The sequence below is a fragment of the Stenotrophomonas sp. YJH_SMC_79 genome, from assembly GCF_059367995.1.
The window spans coordinates 216,894-237,477 of record NZ_JCAFRK010000005.1; the positions used below are offsets into that span (position 1 = coordinate 216,894).

Annotated in this window: 25 protein-coding genes; 6 read left to right on the top strand and 19 right to left on the bottom strand. The window is 67.0% G+C overall.

All coding sequences use genetic code 11. The annotated features are described in order from the left end of the window. Positions 1–6 precede the first annotated feature (6 nt). A complete protein-coding gene (locus tag AC5P57_RS18580) occupies positions 7–381 on the bottom strand; it encodes a glyoxalase superfamily protein (protein ID WP_099551594.1) in 375 nt (124 codons plus the stop codon). 196 nt (positions 382–577) lie between these two features. Here AC5P57_RS18580 and AC5P57_RS18585 point away from each other — a divergent pair, with 196 nt between their 5' ends. Continuing rightward, entirely contained in the window at positions 578–1,258 is a 681-nt protein-coding gene (locus tag AC5P57_RS18585; RefSeq protein ID WP_495219751.1) for a DUF2306 domain-containing protein, read from the top strand. Here AC5P57_RS18585 and AC5P57_RS18590 read toward each other — a convergent pair. Together AC5P57_RS18590 and AC5P57_RS18595 are read right to left on the bottom strand one after the other, a co-directional pair. Then, positions 1,244–2,371: a helix-turn-helix domain-containing protein gene (locus AC5P57_RS18590; RefSeq protein WP_142807940.1), complete on the bottom strand. Its 1,128-nt coding sequence runs from the start codon at positions 2,369–2,371 to the stop codon at positions 1,244–1,246. The genes AC5P57_RS18585 and AC5P57_RS18590 overlap by 15 nt on opposite strands. Positions 2,372–2,467: 96 nt before the next feature. Then, complete coding sequence (locus tag AC5P57_RS18595) at positions 2,468–3,133, bottom strand: inhibitor of vertebrate lysozyme family protein (RefSeq protein WP_262235862.1); 666 nt, start codon at positions 3,131–3,133, stop codon at positions 2,468–2,470. 137 nt (positions 3,134–3,270) lie between these two features. Here AC5P57_RS18595 and AC5P57_RS18600 point away from each other — a divergent pair, with 137 nt between their 5' ends. Further along, positions 3,271–3,726, top strand: a complete 456-nt coding sequence (locus tag AC5P57_RS18600) for a YybH family protein (RefSeq protein WP_142807942.1) — start codon at positions 3,271–3,273, stop codon at positions 3,724–3,726. A gap of 143 nt (positions 3,727–3,869) precedes the next feature. On the opposite strand, the gene AC5P57_RS18605 is transcribed toward AC5P57_RS18600, so the two are convergent. The 5 genes from AC5P57_RS18605 to AC5P57_RS18625 form a co-directional block, all read right to left on the bottom strand. Continuing rightward, on the bottom strand, positions 3,870–4,895 hold the full coding sequence (locus AC5P57_RS18605) for an NAD(P)H-dependent glycerol-3-phosphate dehydrogenase (RefSeq protein WP_005407597.1): 1,026 nt from the start codon (positions 4,893–4,895) through the stop codon (positions 3,870–3,872). A gap of 20 nt (positions 4,896–4,915) precedes the next feature. After that, positions 4,916–5,434, bottom strand: coding sequence for a protein-export chaperone SecB (gene secB, locus AC5P57_RS18610; protein WP_004153553.1), 519 nt, complete (start codon positions 5,432–5,434; stop codon positions 4,916–4,918). A 99-nt stretch (positions 5,435–5,533) separates the two neighbouring features. Next, positions 5,534–5,971, bottom strand: a complete 438-nt coding sequence (locus AC5P57_RS18615) for a rhodanese-like domain-containing protein (RefSeq protein ID WP_004153552.1) — start codon at positions 5,969–5,971, stop codon at positions 5,534–5,536. 57 nt (positions 5,972–6,028) lie between these two features. Continuing rightward, positions 6,029–6,454: a hypothetical protein gene (locus AC5P57_RS18620; RefSeq protein ID WP_049429838.1), complete on the bottom strand. Its 426-nt coding sequence runs from the start codon at positions 6,452–6,454 to the stop codon at positions 6,029–6,031. A 32-nt stretch (positions 6,455–6,486) separates the two neighbouring features. Beyond that, positions 6,487–6,954: a YiiD C-terminal domain-containing protein gene (locus AC5P57_RS18625; protein ID WP_005407593.1), complete on the bottom strand. Its 468-nt coding sequence runs from the start codon at positions 6,952–6,954 to the stop codon at positions 6,487–6,489. 35 nt (positions 6,955–6,989) lie between these two features. Here AC5P57_RS18625 and AC5P57_RS18630 point away from each other — a divergent pair, with 35 nt between their 5' ends. The 3 genes from AC5P57_RS18630 (at position 6,990) to AC5P57_RS18640 (ending at position 10,182) form a co-directional block, all read left to right on the top strand. Then, a complete protein-coding gene (locus tag AC5P57_RS18630; RefSeq protein WP_099551599.1) occupies positions 6,990–7,799 on the top strand; it encodes a uroporphyrinogen-III synthase in 810 nt (269 codons plus the stop codon). Positions 7,800–7,902: 103 nt separating this feature from the next. Further along, entirely contained in the window at positions 7,903–8,880 is a 978-nt protein-coding gene (locus tag AC5P57_RS18635) for a uroporphyrinogen-III C-methyltransferase (RefSeq protein ID WP_099551600.1), read from the top strand. A gap of 6 nt (positions 8,881–8,886) precedes the next feature. Continuing rightward, positions 8,887–10,182, top strand: a complete 1,296-nt coding sequence (locus tag AC5P57_RS18640; RefSeq protein ID WP_099551601.1) for a heme biosynthesis HemY N-terminal domain-containing protein — start codon at positions 8,887–8,889, stop codon at positions 10,180–10,182. A gap of 88 nt (positions 10,183–10,270) precedes the next feature. On the opposite strand, the gene AC5P57_RS18645 is transcribed toward AC5P57_RS18640, so the two are convergent. Further along, positions 10,271–11,566, bottom strand: coding sequence for an acetyl-CoA C-acetyltransferase (locus AC5P57_RS18645; protein ID WP_099551602.1), 1,296 nt, complete (start codon positions 11,564–11,566; stop codon positions 10,271–10,273). 93 nt (positions 11,567–11,659) lie between these two features. Here AC5P57_RS18645 and AC5P57_RS18650 point away from each other — a divergent pair, with 93 nt between their 5' ends. Then, on the top strand, positions 11,660–12,547 hold the full coding sequence (locus tag AC5P57_RS18650; protein ID WP_099551603.1) for a hypothetical protein: 888 nt from the start codon (positions 11,660–11,662) through the stop codon (positions 12,545–12,547). Between the two features lie 125 nt (positions 12,548–12,672). Here the strand turns inward: AC5P57_RS18650 and AC5P57_RS18655 are convergent, their stop codons facing one another. From AC5P57_RS18655 to AC5P57_RS18700, 10 genes are all read right to left on the bottom strand, one after another. Further along, on the bottom strand, positions 12,673–13,299 hold the full coding sequence (locus AC5P57_RS18655; RefSeq protein WP_099551604.1) for a superoxide dismutase family protein: 627 nt from the start codon (positions 13,297–13,299) through the stop codon (positions 12,673–12,675). 31 nt (positions 13,300–13,330) lie between these two features. Beyond that, positions 13,331–13,900 (bottom strand): superoxide dismutase family protein, encoded by a 570-nt coding sequence (locus AC5P57_RS18660; RefSeq protein ID WP_014645498.1) that lies wholly within the window; start codon positions 13,898–13,900, stop codon positions 13,331–13,333. Positions 13,901–13,993: 93 nt separating this feature from the next. Next, on the bottom strand, positions 13,994–15,442 hold the full coding sequence (gene ntrC, locus AC5P57_RS18665; RefSeq protein ID WP_099551605.1) for a nitrogen regulation protein NR(I): 1,449 nt from the start codon (positions 15,440–15,442) through the stop codon (positions 13,994–13,996). Further along, positions 15,435–16,496, bottom strand: a complete 1,062-nt coding sequence (locus AC5P57_RS18670; RefSeq protein WP_099551616.1) for a two-component system sensor histidine kinase NtrB — start codon at positions 16,494–16,496, stop codon at positions 15,435–15,437. The genes ntrC and AC5P57_RS18670 overlap by 8 nt, the downstream gene beginning before the upstream one ends. 82 nt (positions 16,497–16,578) lie before the next feature. Continuing rightward, positions 16,579–16,893 (bottom strand): hypothetical protein, encoded by a 315-nt coding sequence (locus AC5P57_RS18675; protein WP_032130155.1) that lies wholly within the window; start codon positions 16,891–16,893, stop codon positions 16,579–16,581. Between the two features lie 72 nt (positions 16,894–16,965). Next, positions 16,966–18,132, bottom strand: a complete 1,167-nt coding sequence (gene mltA / locus AC5P57_RS18680) for a murein transglycosylase A (protein ID WP_099551617.1) — start codon at positions 18,130–18,132, stop codon at positions 16,966–16,968. Between the two features lie 67 nt (positions 18,133–18,199). Continuing rightward, on the bottom strand, positions 18,200–18,946 hold the full coding sequence (locus AC5P57_RS18685; protein WP_099551618.1) for an N-acetylmuramoyl-L-alanine amidase: 747 nt from the start codon (positions 18,944–18,946) through the stop codon (positions 18,200–18,202). Positions 18,947–19,221: 275 nt separating this feature from the next. Further along, complete coding sequence (locus tag AC5P57_RS18690) at positions 19,222–19,479, bottom strand: hypothetical protein (RefSeq protein WP_239503794.1); 258 nt, start codon at positions 19,477–19,479, stop codon at positions 19,222–19,224. A 94-nt stretch (positions 19,480–19,573) separates the two neighbouring features. Further along, on the bottom strand, positions 19,574–19,897 hold the full coding sequence (locus AC5P57_RS18695; protein WP_142807956.1) for a hypothetical protein: 324 nt from the start codon (positions 19,895–19,897) through the stop codon (positions 19,574–19,576). Between the two features lie 339 nt (positions 19,898–20,236). After that, positions 20,237–20,512 carry a DUF596 domain-containing protein gene (locus AC5P57_RS18700; RefSeq protein WP_158230201.1) on the bottom strand — a complete coding sequence of 92 codons (276 nt, stop codon included), beginning with the start codon at positions 20,510–20,512 and terminating at the stop codon, positions 20,237–20,239. Positions 20,513–20,584: the final 72 nt, after the last annotated feature.

Consider the following 20,584-nt stretch of genomic DNA (forward strand, 5'->3'; position numbering starts at 1 on the left):
TGCACGCTAACGGGCGTTGTCCCTGTTCTCCATGACTTGCCCGATGCTGAGCTCATTGCCACTTGGGTCCGCTATGCGGAAATCGCGCATGCCGTAGGGCCTGTCCCCGATGGGGACGATGATCGTGACGTTCGAGCCCGCAAGCGTTTCGTAATAGTCGTCGATACCGGATATGCCCAGATAGACATGTGCCGCGCCTGCAGGCTTGCTATCGGCCTGTTGCGTGAGGGTGATCTCCACCCCGTCGCGGCAGACGGCGGCAATGTCCGCTGGATCGCCCCACGACCATGCCAGTTCGAATCCGAGCACGCTGCGGTAGAACGCTATCGACTCCGCGAGATGGTCTACTGAAAGGATGGGAGAGATGGACTCGATCTTCATGGGCTCGACAGTCCTTCCATGCTCCGGTGTTGGCTGATCATAGCTTCCCACCGGTCCCCGGGCCTGACCATCTGAAACAGCGAACGAGCACAGCCAGCCACCGTTGCCACTGTCAACGGGTCACCCTGGCCGTACTCCTCCACCGGTCCCATGTACGACTCCGCCGATCTGGACGATTTTCCGCCTCGTCGTACCCATGCTCGGGCCTCCATTTCCCCAAGGAGGTTCCGAGATGCCACACCGCTTTCCCAAGGCCGCCCGCTGGACGGCCGGGCTGGTCTTCACCCTGCTCTGCGCCGCCGTGGCGGCCTACGCCTTCGCCGTGCTGTACGGCCAGCCACACGCGGACAATCCCCTGCAGATGAAGTTCGCAGCATCCGGCCTGGATGTTCCCGCCCACCTCTTCGGCGGCGGGCTGGCCCTGTTGCTGGCGCCGTTGCAGATGAACGGATGGATCCAGCGGTACGTCCCCCGCCTGCATCGGCTGAGTGGCGGACTGTATGCGGGCGGGGTGCTGATTGCCGGGCTGGCCGGCCTCTCCCTGGCATTCCACGCCGAAGGTGGAGCGCCTACCGGCATCGCCTTTGGCCTGCTTGCCGTGGCATGGTTGGCCACAACCGGCATCGGCGTCGGCCACGCGCTGGCCGGCAACCTGGCCAGGCACCGGCAATGGATGTGGCGCAGCATCGCTCTTACCGCGTCGGCGATATCGTTCCGGCTGATCCTGGGCATCGGGCTGGGCGTGCTGCATCTACCCTTCGCCCCGGTCTATCTGGCCGCCGCCTGCGGCTGCTGGTTGTTCAACCTGACGGTCTGCGAACTGGTATTGCGATGGCCGCGGCGCTCATCGGCCACGGCGTTGTCAGCGGCTCGGTGATTCCGGGGCGCCAGACATCGCATGGCGCTTGCGGAAGACGCTGGGTGTTTCATCCAGCCGGCGCTTGAACGCCGCGTTGAACGTCGATTTCGAGGTAAAGCCGCAGGCATAGGCGATATCCAGAATGGTCCGGGCGTCAGCACCATCGGCCAGATGGGCAGCGGCGGCTTCAATCCGCTGGCGGTTGATGTAGTCGCAGAAGTTCTCGCCGAAGCGGCGGTTGATGACCACCGAGACCAGGTATTCGGGGTAGCCGCAGCGTTTGGCCAGCTGGCCGATGGTGAGCGCCGGTTCGCGGTACAGCTGCTGATCGGTCATCAGCTGCGACAGGCGCACCTCGACATCGACAAAGCGCGGGGCGTCAGCGCTCGACGCCGTGTCGGGCTGCGCTGGCGGGGGTTCAATGACCGACTCCACCACCACGGCCACCTGGGTGAGGCTGAAATACCCCATCAGGAAAACCCAGGCCGCCACCAGGCCGTAGATCAGCGGATAGTCGATCCAGGGGATCCGCACCAGCCACTGCAGGGTGGCAACGAACCAGATGGCAATCTGCGAGATCGCCATCGCGTCGATCCAGTGCAGCGACATCCGGTCCGCATCCGAACGTCGCTGCAGCAAACCGCGCCGGTAACGCCAGACACGCAGCAGACCGGCAATCACATAGGAAAGGCTGTACGCGTACAGCACGATGTTCAGCCGCATCCATTCCAGGTCCGCGATGCCCGTCAGCAAGCGCGCATGGATGCCTTCAGCCGATACCAGCCCCCGCAGGAAGAAACCTGCGTGCAGGGCCAGCACGATGATGAACCCGGATAGATGCACACTGTCGCGCCAGCGTGCGGTCCGCGCCTCGGTGAGGACACTGACGTAGACATAGAACAGGCTGCCGTACAGGAATGGGAACAGGCCGACGAACCGCAGCGCCTTGCCGGCCGTGGGGTAGGACGGATCCCAGTAGACTGCCTTCACCGCAAGATCGATGCCGATCAGTGCGATCCACACCGCCAGCACACGGTTCGCCCCTGCATTGACCGGGCGGCGCCACAGGGCCAACGCCAGCAGCGCGGCCTGCGCGGCGCCAATGGCGAAGACGACGGTCCAGAAAGCCATGCAGGGAGGCCGATGGGCAACGGGCTGGTGTGAAATCTTAGCAGCCGGTTTCCGGGCGAAAGAACAGGACGAACGGCACAGAGCCCGCCCGCCACATCACTCGCAGAGCGCGCTGTCTTCCGTCAACGCGGCATCCTGCAGTGGCTGGCCCTGTTCGATCTGCGCGCGTTGTTCCGCCGTCGGCTCGCCCAGCCACCACACACGGCAGCGCGCGGTAAGACGGCCGACCATCTTCGCTTCCGTCGGCGAATACAGCATCGCCAACGCGGTGCCGGGGCAGTCGTGGGCCTGGCAGGCGGTGTAGAACCACCACGGCTCGCCCTGCAGCACCACCAGCTCGCCAGGTCCGCTGGGCCCGCTCAACAGGCGTTCGCGCAGCGACGGAATCTCCTTGTCGGCGGATTCGGCCGCGGCCGTGTTCTTCATCAGGGCGTTGAACGCGGCCAGCACCTTCGGGTCCTTGCGGCCGCAGTCGTCCACGGTGTTGCCGCCCACCAGGGTGAAGAAATGGGTCGCCAGCGGGTTGTCCGCACAGGTGAGTTCGCCGCCGGCGCTCGGGTCTTCCGGTTCGCCTTCGTTGTCCCACACCGAGGGGTCCACGCCGTCTTCGATGGACGGTTCCTTTTCGACCACCGTCGCTGTGGCGGCCGGTGCTTCGGTGGCCGGTGCCGGTGCGGCCGGTGCTGCATCCGGTGCCGGTGCCTGTCCGCAGGCCGCCAGCAGTGCGACCATCATCGCCATCCCTGTGATTCGAATCTTCATTCCGTGTCCTTGTCTGATCTGCGGTGCATGCAGCCGCGCGGGCGCCTGCGAGATTCTAACCAGCGGCGCGCTAGGATGCGTCTGAAGCCTTCCCACCATCGCCAGGGCCTGGACGCATGCGCCGCACACGACTCGCCATGATTTTCTCCAGTGCCCTGCTGCTGGCATCGCCGGCAATTGCCCACGATGCAGAAGGCGTGAAGCGTGCACAGCCTCTCCCGGATGCAGCCCTGCCCGCACCGCTGGACCGTGTACTGCGCGACTACGAACAGGCGTGGCGCACAGGTGATGCCAAGGCACTGGCGGCGCTGTTCACCGAGGATGGCTTTGTACTGCAGAGCAACCAGCCGCCGGTGCGCGGGCGCAGCGCGATCGAGGCCGCGTATACCGGCCAGGGCAGCAGCCCGTTACGGCTGCGTGCCTTGGCGTATGCGGTGGAGCGGAATACGGGTTACATCATCGGTGCCTACGGCTACGGTAACAACGCGGGCGATACCGGCAAATTCACGCTCACGTTGAAGCGCGTGGGTGACGGGCCGTGGCTGATCTTCTCGGACATGGACAACGGCAACGCGCCGCCGCGGGCGCGGTGATGAATGCCGCCGGGCATGGCCCGGCGCTATCGGGCGCCAACCAAGGTTGGCGGCTACCAGAGGCGGGTTCCGTCGTAGATCCACGCCATCCGTGGATGGGGCGCGCACAAAAAAACCCCGGCACGTAGCCGGGGTTTTTCGATTCACTTGAACAGCGTGTCCGGGTATTCCGGTTTCTGTTCCCGCGCCAGCAATGCGCGCAGGCCTTCTTCCGGCGTCTGCTCGCCGTGCAGCACCGCACGCACGCGGTCGGAGATCGGCAGGTCGATGCCATGACGGCGTGCCTGTCGCATCACTTCGTCGGCGGTCTGCACCGACTCGACCACCTGGCCGATTTCGCGCACGGCATCCTGCAGCGTCTGGCCGCGGCCCAGGGCCAGGCCCAGGCGGCGGTTGCGCGACAGGTCGCCGGTGCAGGTCAGCACCAGATCGCCCAGGCCCGCCAGGCCCATCAGCGTTTCCGGCTTGGCACCGATCGCAGCAGCCAAGCGCAGCATCTCGTTGAGGCCACGGGTGATCAGGCCGGCGCGGGCGTTGAGGCCCAGCTGCATGCCATCGGCCACGCCGGTGGCCACGGCCAGCACGTTCTTCATCGCGCCGCCCAGCTCGGCGCCGACCATGTCGTCGCCGGTATAGGCGCGGAACGCCGGGCCATGCATCGCCTCGGCCACCGTCTGCGCGAACTCGGGCACGTCGCCGTGCACGGTGATCGCAGTCGGCAGGCCCTGGGTCACTTCCTTGGCGAACGACGGCCCGGTGACAACGGCCAGCGGCACGTCCTCACCCAGCACTTCGCGCGCCACTTCATGCAGGAAGCGGCCTGATCCGGGTTCGAAGCCCTTGGTGGCCCAGGCCACGCCGGCACCGGCCGGACGCAGCGGCGCCAGCGCACGCACGGTTTCACCGAAGGCATGCGACGGGGTCACCACCAGGATCCAGGCCGCGCCCTCCACCGCCGACGCCAGGTCGGTGGTGGCACGCAGGCTGTCCGGCAGCGGGATGCCCGGCAGGTAACGCGGATTCTCGTGGCGCTGGTCGATGGCTTCGACCACGGCAGCATCGCGCCCCCACAGCACGGTCGGATGACCGTGCCGTGCGAGCAGGCTGGCCAGCGCGGTTCCCCAGGAACCGGCGCCCAGCACGGCGATCTTGTCAGCGGTAGTGCTCATCCGTGACGTCGCGGCAGGAATCAGGCGTTGCCAGCCGGCTCGGAGTCAGCCAGCGACGGTGCGTCGCCCTGCTCCTGGCGCTGGCGCAGGGTTTCTGCGTACAGGCCTTCGAAGTTGATCGGCTGCAGGAAGAACGGCGGGAAGCCGCCGGCCTGGATCAGGTCGCTGACCAGCTGGCGCACGTAGGGGAACAGGATGTTCGGGCACTGGGTGCCGAGCAGCACGTCGATCGACTGCGGGTCCAGGCCGACCAGGCCGAACACGCCGGCCTGCTTCACTTCGGCCACGTAGGCGGTGCGCTCACCGGCCTGGCAGGTCAGGGTCACGGCCAGCACGACTTCGAAGGCGTTCTCACCCAGGCGCTGCACCTGCTGGTTCAGGTTCAGCTGCAGCTCCGGCTGCACCTGGTCGTTGAAGATGGTCGGAGCATTCGGCGACTCGAAGGAGACGTCCTTGACGTAGATCTTCTCGACGGTGAAAGCAGGGCCGGTAGCGGCATCGACCGGCGCAGCGGCGCCGTTGGTGATCTCTTCGGACATTTCCAGTAACTCCAATGAATGCAATGAAAACGATGGTCGAACTACTGCGATGGGGGCGGGATCAGGCCCATACAAGGCCGGATCCGCCACCTGCGGCAATCAGTTGCGGCCCTTGACCAGCGGCAGCTCGGCCTGCTGCCAGGCGGGAATGCCGCCGTCGAGCACGTAGACCTTCTCGAAGCCGGCCTTCTTCAGTGCCTTGGCGGCGGTTTCCGAGGCGTTGCCGCTGCGGCATACCAGCACCACCGGCGACTGCTTGGCATTGGCCACCAGCTTGTTGTCCGGGCCGAAGGCACTGGCCTGGGCGTTGCGGCTGCCGGCAATGTGACCCTTCTCGAAGTCACCGCTGGCCGACAGGTCGACCACCACCGTGCCGCCCGCGTTCATCAGCTGGGTCAGTTCGGCGGGCTTGATGCCCTTGAAGCCCCGGAACAGGCGGCGGATCTCGGTGACGATGATGGCCACGGTCAGGCCGACCAGGGCCGCGGACAGCATCGGGTTTCGGCCTGCAAAGGCCAGCAACTCTTCGTAATTCACTCAGGTCACGGGTCGATTAAGCGGGCGCCGATTGTCGCACAAGCCGGACGCGGCCCGTCACTGCCCCTTCCACAGGTCCGGCAGGCCGGCGGTCTGCCACCAGCGCTTGGCCTCCGGATCCCAGCGCCAGCGCTCGACCACCATCACGGTGCGTTCGGCCTGGGTGTTCTGGTTGATCACCCCGATTTCGACCCGGCGCTCGACCAGGCCGCCTTCCAGCGCCGCGCTGCTGCGCTCGCGGTAGGACGACACGCGCAGCTGCGCGTAGCGGTTGAGCTCGAACTCGGTGGGCGGCTTTTCCTTGCGCTGCTTGGGGTCGAGGTAGCCGATGGCATCGTCCATGCTGCCCCAGCGGATGGTCGCCCCGTAAGCGATCTGGGTCTCTTCCAGCAGCTTTCGCTGCTTGCGGCTGAGGTCGTCGGCCGAGGCTGCGGCGCTGGCCAGCAGCAGGGAGCAGATCAGGAACTGGATCAGGCGGCGCATCGGTGGTTTCCCCAGAACGTCAGCCTGCCATCCTACCCTTTGGCGAAGGCAACAAAGCGACCGCTGAACTCGGCGGCCGGCTTGCCATCGGCACCGGGCTGGGTGGCGATGATGCTGATGCGGGCCTTGCGGCGCTGGCGGAAGGTGTTCAGGAAGGCATCCCAGCCGGTGGCTTCGGCCGCTTCGGCATGGGCATGCAGGTCTTCGTAGACCGGGGCCAGGTAGCGCAGGTTGCTGTCGGCCACGTAGACCTCGGCATCGTGGCCGGCAAGGCGCAGGCGCAGGCTGACCAGTGCCCAGCCCGACAGGGTCAGCACCGAGGCCAGGCTGCCACCGAAGGCATTGCCCTTGTCGTTGACGTTGGCGGCCAGCGGCGCGGTGATGCGCAGCACGCCGTCGGCATAGCCGTCGAGCTGGATCTGCATGGCGCGGACCGCCGGCATGCAGTCCAGCACGTCCTGCAGGGCGGCCAACGAGGAAGTCAGGGCATCAACGGACATCGGAGCAGCGACCACGACAACGAAGGGCCCGCATAATGCAGGCAATGGCCGACCATACGATACCCACTGGCGCTGCCGGTTCCGAGGCGGGCTGGACCTTCATTTCGCTGCGCCCGCGGGGCCAGAATGCGGCGCTGCGCCGCGCCGTTGCTGGGCTGGGCGGGCATGTAGTGGCCCTGCCGCCCTGGCGCTTGCAACGCCTGCAGGGCACGCCAGTGGTGCGCCAGCTGCAACGCGCGCTGAACTGCGATCGGGTGGTGTTCACCAGCCCGGCTGCGGTGGCCGCAGCCGCCGCGCTGCTGCCGCTGGCCGACGCGCAGCGCAGTCCCTGGCTGACGGTGGGCGAAGGCTCCGCGCGCGCGTTGCGGGCGCAGGGCATTGACCAGGTGCATGCACCGCAGCGGATGGACAGCGAAGGCCTGCTCGCCCTGCCGGTTCTGGCGCAGGTGCAGGGCCTGCGCATCGGCCTGGTCACCGCTCCCGGTGGACGCGGCCTGATTGCCGCGCAGCTGCAGGCGGCCGGCGCCACCCTCGAACGCGCAGACGTCTACCAGCGCTGCCTGCTGGGCCTGCAGCCACGCGTGTTGGCCCGACTGGCGCGTTCAGCGTCTCCCTGGGTGCTTGCGGTCAGCAGTGGCGAAGCGCTTCAGCATTTCTGGCGGCAGATTCCGGCTGCCTTGCAGCAGCGTCTGCGGGCACACGCCAGCATCGTGGTCGCCAGCGACCGGCTCGGTGAACAGGCTCGCGACCTGGGCCTGCACCGGGTCGTGCGCAGTGCCGGTCCGACCACTGAACAGTTGGTCGCCGCTGCACACGCCACACTCACCGGCCCGGCAGCGACCTGAACAGGGACGTGCGTCACGCTTGCCGCTGCCGTCGGCAACAGTGATGCTGTGCACAACGCGGCCTGCCGGAACCGACTGGCAACACAGCCGACAAGGAAGCCCGATGAACGACACTCCGCCCGCTGCTCCACCCCATCGACCCGTGCGCTGGCTGCTGCCGCTGGCCGGGGTGGTCGTGCTTGGTGCGGGCGGCTATGCCGGCTGGTACTTCTGGCAGCAGCAACAGGAAGAACAGCACGCGCAGGCGCAGACCACCGCCGTGCAGCTGCAGGGCCTGGAAGCCACGCTGGACGCGCTGCGTCGTGACCAGCGCGCGACCAGCCAGCGCCTGCAGGATGCGGCGGCCACCAACCGCGTGCTGCGCGACGAGATGCTGGGCCTCTCGCAGCGCAGTGCACTACTGGAAGAGAACCTGGCCAAGCTGGCCGACAGCGCCAACCAGGGCCGCCAGGCGGTACAGCGCGATGAGGCCGAGCTGCTGCTGACCCAGGCCGCGCAGCGCCTCAACTACGCCGACGACGTGGACGGCGCGCGCCGTCTGTACGCGCAGGCTGCCACCGCACTGGCCGATCTGCCCGACAGCGAGGGCCTGAACCTGCGCCAGGCGCTGGTGCAGGAGCGCGATGCGCTCGATGCGCTGGGCGCCGGCCCGCGCGTGCAGTCGCTGCAGCGGCTGGATGCCTTGGCCAGGGCACTGCAGGGGTTGCCCTCGCAGGTAACCGGCAACGCTGCGACCGACACCGCAAGACCGTGGTGGCAATCGACGCTGGCCCCGTTCGTGGACATCACACCGAGCCGCCAGAACGGCCCGCTGACCGCTGCCGAACGCCGCAATGCCGACGATGCACTGCAACTGGAACTGACCCTGGCGCGCGCCGCGATCGAACGTGGCGACCGCGCCGGCCGCGATACCGCGTTGGCACGCGTGGAGCACTGGGCACAGCGACGCTGGCCGGATTCACCGGCCCTGCGCGCGCAACGTGCTGAACTGAAGGCCTTGCGCGAGCTTCCGCTGCAGGCCAGCAACGCCGTTCTTGGCAGCACCCTGCAGCAACTGCGCACCCAGACCGACCGGAGGTAATCCCGCATGAAACCCCTGCAATCCCTGGTCGTGCTGTTGCTGGCCGTGGCCATCGGCGTGGTCGCCGCGCAATGGCTCGGCGCCGATGACCTCAACCGCTTCGGCGAAGTGACGCTGCGCTACGGCGGCTACGACTACCACAGCAACCTGCCGAAGGTGGCGCTGCTGTCGGTGATCGCGGTGCTGGTGCTGTGGCTGCTGTGGAGCCTGATTGCCGCACCGTTCCGTGCCTGGGGCCGCTACCGCCGCAAGCAGGGCCGGGTACGCCTGATCGATGGCCTGCAGGCCTACGAACACGGCCAGTGGCAGCGTGCCGAAAAGCTGCTGGACGGCGCGGCCAAGGATCCGGAAGTGAGTGCGGTGGCGCTGGCCAATGCCGTGCGCAGCGCACAGGCGCGTGCCGATGGCCCCGCGGGCGAGGCGCTGCTGCAGCGCCTGGGCGAAAGCGATGCCACGTTGCAGGCGCTGCTGCGTGCGGAACAGCTGCTGGCGCGCGATCTGCCGGTGGACGCCATCAACGCATTGGACGTGGCGGCGATCCAGCCACTGCCGCCGCGTGGCCTGTGGCTGCGCACCGAAGCGCTGGCGCGTGCCGGGCGCGCACACGAGGCCTATGGCCAGCTGGGTGCGCTGCGCCAGAGCAAGGTGCTGCCGGCCGAATCGAACAGCGAACTGGAGGCACGCCTGGCCGCACAGGCGCTGCTGGAAGCAGCCGACGTCAATGCGCTGGCCGCGCAGTGGGAAGCCACGCCGAAGGCGCTGCGCCCCACTCCGGACGTGGTCGGCGCCTATGCCAGCCGCGCGGTGGCACTGAACTGGGACGAGCCCGCGCTGCTGGCGCTGGAACAGGCCCTGGACCATCGCTGGGACGACGAACTGGTGGCGCTGTATGGCCGCCTGCCGGCCGAGCGCCTGGCCACGCGACAAGCCAACCTCGCGCGCTGGCGCAACGTGCACGACAGCTCGGCCGCGCTGCGCCTGGCACAGGGCCGCGTGGCACTGGGCCAGCAGCAGTGGGATGCCGCCGATGCGTTCCTGCACGAGGCCATCGCCGCGGGCGCCGGTGCACCGGCCTGGGAAGCACTGGGAGAACTGTTCACGCAGCGTGGCGAGCACGCACTGGCCGCGCAGTGCCTGTCCAATGCGCTGCGCCTGCAGCGCGGCGAGGACAGCGTGGAGCTGGTGCGCAGCATTGAAGCGCCGTCGCGGGCCACGGTGGAAGAGCAGCCGATCGCGGTGCAGCCGCCGGTGTATGACGCCAACGAAGAGCGCGACGAATTCGGCAACCCGCGGTTGCCGTGAAGCGTGCCGACCAACGGTCGGCACCCACCGGAGCAACAAAAAAACGCCGCCCATTGGGCGGCGTTTTCATGTGTGGAACGTCGCGCGATCAGCGTTCGACGATCGCGACCACGCCCATGCCGCCGGCGGTGCAGATCGACACCAGCGCGCGGCCACCGCCGCGTTCTGCCAGCTGCTTGGCTGCGGTAGCAATCACACGTGCGCCGGTGGCGGCGAACGGGTGGCCGGTGGCCAGCGACGAGCCCAGCAGGTTGATCTTGTCCGGGTCGATGCGACCCAGCGGTGCGTCCAGGCCCAGGCGGTTGCGGCAGTAATCCTCGCTCTCCCACGCACGCAGGGTGCACAGCACCTGCGCGGCGAAGGCTTCGTGGATCTCGTAGATGTCGAAGTCCTGCAGGGTCAGGCCGTTGCGCTTGAGCATCTCCGGCACGGCCACCGTCGGCGCCATCAGCAGGCCTTCGCCATGCACGAAATCAACGGCCGACACGTGGGCATCACGCAGATACGCCTGCGGCTCATGGCCATGCGCACGAGCCCATTCCTCACTGGCCAGCAGCACCGCGGCGGCCCCGTCGGTCAGCGGCGTCGAGTTGGCAGCCGTGAGCGTGCCACGGCCGGAGACCTTGTCGAAGGCCGGCTTCAGCGTGGCGAGCTTTTCCAGCGAGGTATCCGGGCGCAGGATGTTGTCGCGCTCGACGCCACGGAACGGTGCGATCAGGTCGTTGAAGAAGCCACGCTCATAAGCGGCAGCGAGCTTCTTGTGCGACGACACCGCCCACTCGTCCTGCGAGTCGCGCGAGATGTTCCATTCCTTGGCCATGTCCTCGCAGTGGTCGCCCATGCTCTTGCCGGTGCGCGGCTCGGCCACGCCCGGGAACTCGGGCTTGAGCTCGGAGAACTTGAAGCCAGCGGTGAGCGCGCGGATCTTGTCGCCGGTGCTCTTGGCACGGTTGGCGGCCAGCAGGCGCGCGCGCAGCTTCTTGCCGTAGACGATCGGCACGTCGGAGGTGGTGTCCGAACCGCCGCCGATGCCGGATTCGATCTGGCCCAGCGCGATCTTGTTGGCGACAGTGATGATGCTGTCCAGCGAAGTACCGCAGGCGCGCTGCAGGGTGATGCCGGGGGTCAACGGCGACAGGCCGGAGGACAGCGTGGCTTCGCGGCCCAGGTTCCAGTCGCTGGAGTGCTTGATCACCGCACCCATCGCCACTTCACCCAGCTGCTGGCCGTGCAGGCCGAACCGTTCGACCAGCGCGCCCAGCGTACGGACCGACATGCCGAGGTTGCCGACATCCGAATACGCGGTGTTCTGGCGGCAGAACGGAATGCGGACGCCACCGAGGATGGCGACGGGACGAGCGTTGGGCATGGAGATACCTGGCATGGATGAGGGTGTCTGCAACATGGCCTGCACGACGGAGCAGGCATAATGGAGCCAAGTGTAGCTGCCGCCCTGTGATGGGCCAACCGTGGAACCATGAGCAAACCCGACCCCGCGATGAATGCCCTTGGCGTGCTGGCCCTGGAACTGGCCGGCGGTGAAGTCCCCCGCCAGGCGGTGCTCAGCGCTGAACAAGCCGGTGAACTGGCCGATCGCGTCGGCCGCGACCTGTCCAAGCTGGTGCCGCAGGTGGCCGAGCTGGACCTGGTGTTCGCCGCCGCCCATTTCGACCCGGCCGAAGTGCTGCGCCCGGGCTGGCCGATCCATCGCCGCCTGGAAGAACTGCAGATGCGCGCCCCGGGCCGCAACCAGGGCCCGCGCCTGCTCGCCTTCGGCACCGATGCCCAGGGTGACGTGCCCCTGCCCTTCCAGGCCGATGCCAGCCTGGTGGGCGGTGGCCTGCGCGTGGTGCCGTTCCTGTTGACCGGCAGCGACGTAGCCACCACCAACACCGTCGCCAACGCGCTGGAAGAAACACTGCTGGCCAACGGCATGGCGCATGCCGATACCGCGTTGATGGCGCAGAACACCTTCGGTGCCCGCATCGAGCACGCGCGCTACTTCACCGTGAATGATCTGGCCGCGATGATGTCGATGCAGTACGACAACCAGGGCCTGGCGGCGCTGTGGCCGCTGATCGAGACCGCGATCATGGCGCCGGGCGAGGACGAGTGGCTCAACGCCGCGCCCGAGCCGCTGCTGCGCTATACGCATGGCGAAGCGCGCATGGCGCTGTTCGACCCGGCCGGCTGGTGCGCGCACTACAACCACGGCAAGAACGACTGTGACCGCCTGAAGGGGATCTACGAGCAGTTCCTGATGCGCCAGCGGCAGATGGCCGCAGTGCTGGAAGCGCACGGCGTGCCGGTGCTGTTCGTGCACTGCGAGGCCGGCCAGGACGCGCGCGAGCTGCTGGCGCGCTGAAGGCCGGTAGTGCCGGCCGCTGGCCGGCAACCTCCGGATCTGCGATTGCCGGCCAGCGGCCGGCACTACCGATCAGGAAAAACGCCGGCTTGCGCCGGCGTTTTCTGTTCCCAGCACGATCGGCCTTACGGGGCCTTCTGGATCACCGCACACGCCAGGCGCGCGCCGGCGTTGCCGGTCGGCTGGGTCTTGTAGTCGTCCGCATCGGCGTGGACGATCAAGCCGCGGCCGATGATGTCGAAGTCATCACCCTTGCCGATGTTGACGTTGCTCGACACCGGGCCGTCGATGGTGGCCACGCCCTTGTCGTCGGCCTTGATGTTGGGCATGTCACCGCCGTGGTGCGGATCGGTGGCCACGCTGCCGTGATCCTGCTTGCCCGGATTGAAGTGGCCACCGGCGCTCATGCCGTCCGGGGCACTGCAGTCGCCCTTCTCGTGGATGTGGAAGCCGTGTTCGCTACCCGGCTTCAGGCCACTGATCTGGCCGGTCACATGGACCTTGCCGTCAACCACCTTGAAGGTGACGCTGCCCTTGGTCTCGTTGCCCTGGGTCGGTGCCAGCTCGGCGCTGGCCGAGGCGTCGGCAGCCGGTGCAGCCGCCGGGGCCGGCGTCACAGCCGGTTCGGTGGTGGCGCCGTCGGCCGGCGCGGCCGGCGGGGTTTCAGCCTGCGGCGCGGCCGGCTGCTGGTTGCAGGCCGCCAGGCCCAGTGCAGCAATGGCCGCGAACAGCGAAGTGTGGATCAAACGCATGGAATCTCTCCCTGGATGGTGCCTGCAGTGATCAGCGGACAACCCGGATCACGCCACAGGCGATGCGGACGCCGGCATTGCCGGCGGGCTGGCTGCGATAGTCGTCGGCGTTGGCATGCACGACCAGTGCACGTCCGGCGATATCGGTGGCGGCGCCTCCGCCAAGGGTAACGCCCTTGAGGTGGATATCGACGTTGGCGCGGCCCTGGGCGTCGGCACGCAGATTGTCCATGTCGCCCAGGTGGTGCTTGCCGGTGCCGGCGCGACCATGCGCAGCGCCACCGGGATTGAAGTGATTGCCGGCACTGCTGGCATCCACCGCGCTGCAGTCGCCGCGCTCGTGGATGTGGAAGCCGGCCTGCTGCATCGGCTGCAGGCCACCGATCAGGCCGGTGATGTGGATGCCACCGGGCTCCACCATCAGCGCGATGCGGCCACTGACGATGCTGGCCGAAGCCGGCGACAGATTGGCCTCGCCCTGTTTCGCGGCGCTGACCACGGTCGGCGGTGGCGGGGTGGGCTCGGCCTTCTTCGGCGCACTGCCACAGGCAGACAGCAGCACGGCGGCGGACAACGGCAGGATGGCAAAGGACAGACGCATCGAAGACTCCTTGCAGGTGACACTACGGACGGCATCGTCCATGAACGATCAACGGTTCGGCAAGCGGGCGCGAGGATCGCGTGCAGGGACCGTTCAATGGCCCCCGCGGCGGCGCCCGGCGCCCAGCTTGCGGGTAAGGGTATTGCGGCCGAGGCCCAGGCGGGCAGCGGCTTCGGCTCGGCGGCCATGGGTGATCTGCAGCGCGGCCTCCAGCAGGGCATGGTCGACCCGCTCGCGCACCTGCGCGTGCAGCCCTTCCACGCCTTCGGCCAGCTGACGGCGTGCCCATTCGGCCAGCAGCGCTTCCCACTGCCCCGGATCGGCGCTGGTGGTGCTGCTGCGGCGACCGCGCGTACGGTTGAGCGCGGTATCGACGTCGGCCACGCCGATGGTGTCGGCGGCGGCCAACGCCGCCATCCGCCAGCACACGTTTTCCAGTTCGCGCACGTTGCCCGGCCAGTCGTGTTCCCGCAGCGCCTGCAGGGCGGCAGCGGTCAGGCGCTTCGGTGGCGTGTCCAGCTTGCGCGCGGCGGCGGCCAGGAAGGTGCTGGCCAGTTGCGCGATGTCCTCGCGGCGCTCGCGCAGCGGCGGCAGCTGCAGGCGCACCACATCCAGGCGATGCAGCAGGTCGGCGCGGAACTTCCCCTGTGCAACCAGACCTTCCAGATCCTGGTGGGTGGCGGCGATCACGCGCACATCGACGCGGATCAGTTCACGGCCACCGACACGGAAGAACTCGCCCTGCGCCAGCACGCGCAGCAGGCGGGTCTGCAGCGGCAGCGGCATGTCGCCGATCTCATCCAGGAACAGCGTGCCGCCATCGGCCTGCTCGAAGCGGCCGATATGGCGGCGCTGCGCACCGGTGAAGGCGCCGGCCTCGTGGCCGAACAGCTCGCTTTCCAGCAGCTCGGCCGGGATTGCGGCAGTGTTGAGTGCAACGAACGGACCGTGCGCGCGTGGTGATTCGCGATGCAGCGCATTCGCCACCAGTTCCTTGCCGGTACCGGTCTCGCCGGTGATCAGCACCGCCAGTGGTGCCTGCGCCAAGCGGCCGATGGCGCGGAACAGCGCGCGCATCGGCGGCGTATCACCCACCAGTTGCGGCGGCTGGTCGCTGGGCGTTTCGGCGGCGGGGCTGGACGCGGCCAGCGCCGGCGCCACCGCCGGCAGCACACGCTGCGCCAGCGCCACGGCATCGTCCAGGTCGAACGGCTTGGACAGGAATTCATGCGCGCCACCGCGGAACGCACCGGCGGTGCTGGCCACATCGGTATAGGCCGACATCACCACCACCGGCAGCTGCGGCAATGCGGCCTTGAGCTTGTCCAGCAGCACCAGGCCGTCGTCGCCGGGCATGCGTACATCGGTGAACAGCAACGCCGGTGGCGGGCCTTCGCTCAAGGCCTGCAACGCGGGCGTGGCGCTGTCGAAATCGACGACCTGGTAGCCCGCCTCGCGCAGCGCGGTGCACAGCACGAAGCGCACGGCACGATCGTCATCGACCACCCAGATGCGCTGCGGGGACGAAGAAGACTCAGACATCGCGCGGGGCCTCCTCGGCCGGGGCGGCGCTGCTGACGATCGGCAGCAGCAGGGTGAACACGGTATGGCCCGGGCGCGAGCGGTAGGTCAGCGTGCCGCGGTGTTCGCGCGCCACCTGCTGGGCCAGCGCCAGGCCCAGCCCGGTGCCCTCGGCGCGGCCACTGACCAGCGGCAGGAACAGGTGTTCGGCCAGTTCCTCGGGCACGCCACGGCCGTCGTCGGCGATTTCCAGGCGCAACGCCAGCGTGTGCAGCTGCTCGGCAATGCGCACGCCATGCTCCACGCGGGTGCGCAGGGTGATGCTGCCGGCGCCGGCCTGGATCGCGTTGCGCACCAGGTTCCAGACCGCCTGGGTGAGGCGGTCGGCGTCGCCATGGAATTCGGGAATGCTGGGGTCGTAGTCGCGCTGCAGCCGTACCGCCCAGCCGGCTTCGCTCTCGGCCAGGCGCAGCACGCGCTCCAGCGCCGCATGGATGTTCAGTTCGGCATGCGGCGCGGCCGGGGCCGGCGACAGCAACTGGTCGAGCAGGCCGTTGAGGCGCTCGATCTCCGAGCCGATCAGTTCGATCAGCTCGCGTTCGCTGGCGTCGCGCTGGGCCGCGCGGCGGGCCAGCAGCTGGGCCGCGCCCTTCAGCCCGGCCAGCGGGTTGCGCAGCTCGTGGGCCAGCCCCTTCAGCGCTGCACTGAGCGCGCTGGGCAGGGCCTGGGTCGGGTCGAGCCCGGGGAATTCATCGACCGGATGCGCCTCCAGCAGCCAGCCGCCATCGTCGCGGCGGCTCATCCAGCCCTCGGCGAAGCGCGGCGCCTCGCCGGGCACCGCCAGCGCCAGCCGGTTCAGGCGCAGGCTGTCGCGCTCATCGCGGGCCAGGAAATGGGCCAGTGCCTCGCCCTGCACTTCCAGTGCAGCCAGCGGCCGCCCCAGCAGGCGCCGGACGCTGACGCCCAGCCAGCGTGCGAAGGCCGGATTGCAGCCGGCGATGCAGCCATCGGCCCCGGCCCAGGCCAGCGGCGTGCCCAGGGCATCGAGGGACGGCGGGGGTGCGGGGTCGGACATTGCACCAATGTAGTGCAAAACGCGGGGTTCGGGGTCAGAGCTCTTTCCGTGAGGAAAGGGCTCTGACCCCGGCCGGGCAGCGTTACACCGGGTAGCCGGTGGCTTCCCTGGCCTTCTTCCAGGCGCTTTCGAATTCGCGTGCGGAAATTTCGTCGTCCTCGTCGAAATCCAGGAACGACACCGGCTGGTCGGCCAGCAGGAAGCGGTCATCGCTGTGGGCATGCTCGTCGGCCCAGACCATCTTGGTGCCGTAGATTTCCACTTGGCGCACGATCTTCTCGCCGCGCGCTTCCATCAGCACGTTGCCCTTGCCCAGGCCCGATTCGGCCCAGTGCTTGTAGTACTTCTTTGCGGCGGACTTCGCGCCGGGTTTTGCGTTGTGCTTTGCGTAGGTCATTGCAGGGGTCCTGGCCGCAGGCGCGGCCGGAAAGTTCGGAATGGCGCCATTATCAGGCATCCGGGGGGCAACCTACCGCGGCAGCGCCACGCTCTTCGGCCACAGCATCCAGATATTGCCCTTCTGCTTCATGTCGCCGGCCAGCTTGCCAGCAGCATCGCCGCTGCCCCAGTAGAGGTCCGCGCGCACTTCACCGGCGATGGCGCCGCCGGTGTCCTGCGCGGCCACCGGGCGCACCACGGGCGTGCCATCGGGGCGCGTGGTCGACAGCCACAGCAGGCTGCCCAGCGGCACCACGGTGCGGTCCACCGCCACGCTGTAGCCGGCGGTGAGCGGCACGTTCAGTGAACCACGTGGACCCTCCGGGCTGTCCGGGTTGCGCACGAAGAACACGTAGCTGGGGTTGCTGCGCAGCAGTTCCGGCACGCGCGCGGGGTTGGCCCGTGCCCAGGCACGGATGGCGTCCATGGTGACGTCTTCCTTCTTCAGCTGGCCCTGGTCGACCAGCCAGCGGCCGATGGCACGGTACGGGTGGCCGTTCTGTTCCGCATAGGCCAGCCGCACCTGCTTGCCATCAGCCAGGCGCACCCGGCCGGACCCCTGGATCTGCAGCAGCTGCAGATCCATCGGGTCGGTCAGCCAGGCCAACACCGGGGCCTTGGCGCCCTTGGCCGCGATGGTGCCAGCGTCGTCATAGGGCTTGAGCACCTTGCCTTCGACGCGCCCGCGCAGGCGCTTGCCTTTCAGTTCCGGGTAGAGGCTCTCCAGCTGCACCACCACCAGATCATCCGGCGTGCCGTACACCGGCACCGTCGCCTTGTCGGTGCGGGTCAGGCTGCCGGCGTAGATCGGCTCGTAGTAGCCGGTAATCAGCCCGTCGGCCTGGTGGCCGCCGGCACGCAGCGCATAGACATCAAGGTCGCGCTGCAGGAACTGGCGGATCGCGGCCGGGTCCTTGTCTGATACCGCGGCGGCGGTGGCGCAGGGCTTGGCCCAGACCGCATCGTTCTTGAGGCGGCTGCAGCTGCTGCGCCAGGCAACGAAACCGGCCTGCAGATCGCTGTCGGAAACCGGCGGCAGTGCGCTCCATGCAGCCTTGGCGTAGGTGGCCGCGGGCGGTGTGGCCGGCGTCGGCACTTCGGATCCGGTACGGGGAGCGGTGGTGGAGCAGCCGGCGAGCACGGCCGCTGCCAACAGGGTCCAGTGCTTGCGCTTGAAGAAGGTAGCGGAATCGATCATGCCGCCATGGTGGAGTGCCGGCCGCTGGGCGGCAACCCAACGCGGGGCCAAGCGTTCATGCGCGGGGTCACGGCATCTGCAGCAGCAACGAGTGCAGGATGCGGGCATCTTCGGCATCCAGCGTCTTCGGCAGGTCGTCGCGGCCGCGGAAGCGGCGGTGGAACGCGGCTACGGTGGCCTCGCGGTTGTCCAGCGGATAACCGAAGCGGGCCAGCGCATTCCACGCGTCGAAGCCTTCCGGTGCCGCGCCGTCAGCGGCGCGCGGCCATACCCCGAAGCCAGCCTCGGCCAACTGCTGCCAGGGGAAGAACCGGCTCGGATCCTGCTTGCGCGTCGGCGCCAGGTCGGCATGGCCGATCACCTGGCGCGGCGGGATGTTCAGGCGGGTGGTGAGGTCGCGCAGCAGCACGATCAGCGATTCGATCTGCGCCGGGCTGAAGGGGCTGCGGCCGTCGTTGTCGAGCTCGATGCCGATCGAGGCCGAGTTGAGATCAGTGATGGTGCCCCAGCGTCCGGCACCGGCATGCCAGGCACGGCGCTCATCGGCCACCAGCTGGTAGCGATGGCCATCGGCGCCGATCAGGTAGTGCGCGCTGACCGGGCCACCGCTATTGGCGGTGCGCAGCGTATGCAAGCTCTGCTGCACCGACTTCTGCTCGGTATGGTGCAGCACGATGATGACCGGGGTGCGCGCGTTCTGGTTGGGTGACGGCACCCAGGTGGCGAGCGGGTTGTGCTGCACGGGCGCGGTAGCCGTGCAGGCCGAAAGGGCCAGCGCCAGCAGTGCGGAAACCAGAAGGCGGGGGCTGATCATGGGCAGATTGTAACCACGGACCGCAGCCGTGGTTCGACGCAGCGTGCCGAACGACATCGCCGATGACCCGCAGTCCACGTGCTGGTGGCAGTGCCTGATCATTAAGATGTAGCGGATCACATGAAAAGAGCGAAGCGGCAGTATGGGGCAGCAGGGCCCGCAAAGATCAGATCCTGCCCCAATCTTGCGGCATAGATGCTCTCGAACTGGAAGGAAAGCACGAAGCGCGATTCACATCCCGCAGCATAGCGCTTGATGAAACGGCAGATTTCTTCTCAAGCGCATTCAAATCCGCTTGCGCGGAAATGGAACGAACCCAGCAGCCCCACGCGCCACTCGGCCTCCAGCCCTTCTGCGACGACAGCCTCCGGCGGCTCAACGATGCGGAACCCGAACCCCGTGTTGGACGCTGGAAGATACCCCTGCAGCTTGTCCAGACCATCGGAATACTCGGCCTGGATCGAATCCAAGGCTCGTTGCACGGCTTCGAGTTTGGAACCAACCTCGACTTCAAGAAACAGCGAAATACTCATCGTCGAACCTTTACAGCGGCGCCATCGTCAAAGGTCTTATGCTACGGCAGAGCGTTCTCATCCGCGTACAGGGCATTCGGACGTAATGATCCCTCTACCCGCTGAGCTCACCCATGAACTCCGCAATCAACATCCGATCAGAATCATTCTTCCCCACTCGATCCAGAACTGGACCAAGATGGTAGGCGAGAAGGTCACGATAGGCACCGGCCTCTGGAATAAAAGCATCAAGACAACTCAAGAAGGACCTTACCGACATGAACGAAAGAAAGACCTCGTAGGGATATGAGCTCGCATAAGGAACAGCCTGCAAATAGTAGTTGGCCAACTTTTTCTGCTCTGCCCTGGGCCAGGAACGGCACTTCATCAGAACAAATGCATCCCGATAATTGTCCGACCTCAAGGCGGCGTAGTTCATCAACCACTCCGATGCGGCCGCAGCGTCCATTGCAGAGATCTCGCCGCAGAGCTTTCTAATTCTTTCATCCATAGATCTGCAGCCGACCTGATGATTGCTTCGTTGTAGATTGCTTCATTCGCCGACTTCGGCATCAACTGCTATTTGTGCCCCTTCCTCTGCGAGGGCTCCCAACAGCGCATGTGGATAGTAATCATCCTTCGACAGTAGATACATATATCACCCGGCGACTTCGATCACCGAGGCATTGCGATACGGAATCTCGAAAAATTACTCACGAGAGAGGACTTCAGCTTCAAAAAGCCATCCCCGCTTCATCCGATGAATTCCACACTCAAATCAGGTCCAGACGTCTCCCTCAGGCGCGGTCCAAACCAATCCAAACGGTGCATCCGTAAGAAACCAGAATCCATCCTCATCGAGATCTTCCTGATCTCTTGTAGCAGGCCAAGCGTGACGCAAAACATCCAGTTGCGCATCGATATCGCCATCGGCGAAGACACCATCCGAGGCAAGCTTCAGCTTCCCTTCCTGCATCAACATCCTAAGCATCGAGAAGAACTCTTCCGTCTGCTGCTCAAAAGCGACACTCCCCGCATCAAACTCCATGTTCATATTTCTCCATAGAACTCCCATGGAGTAGCCATAAGAGTAATGAAGAACATTCCTGATTACGCCAGACATTTC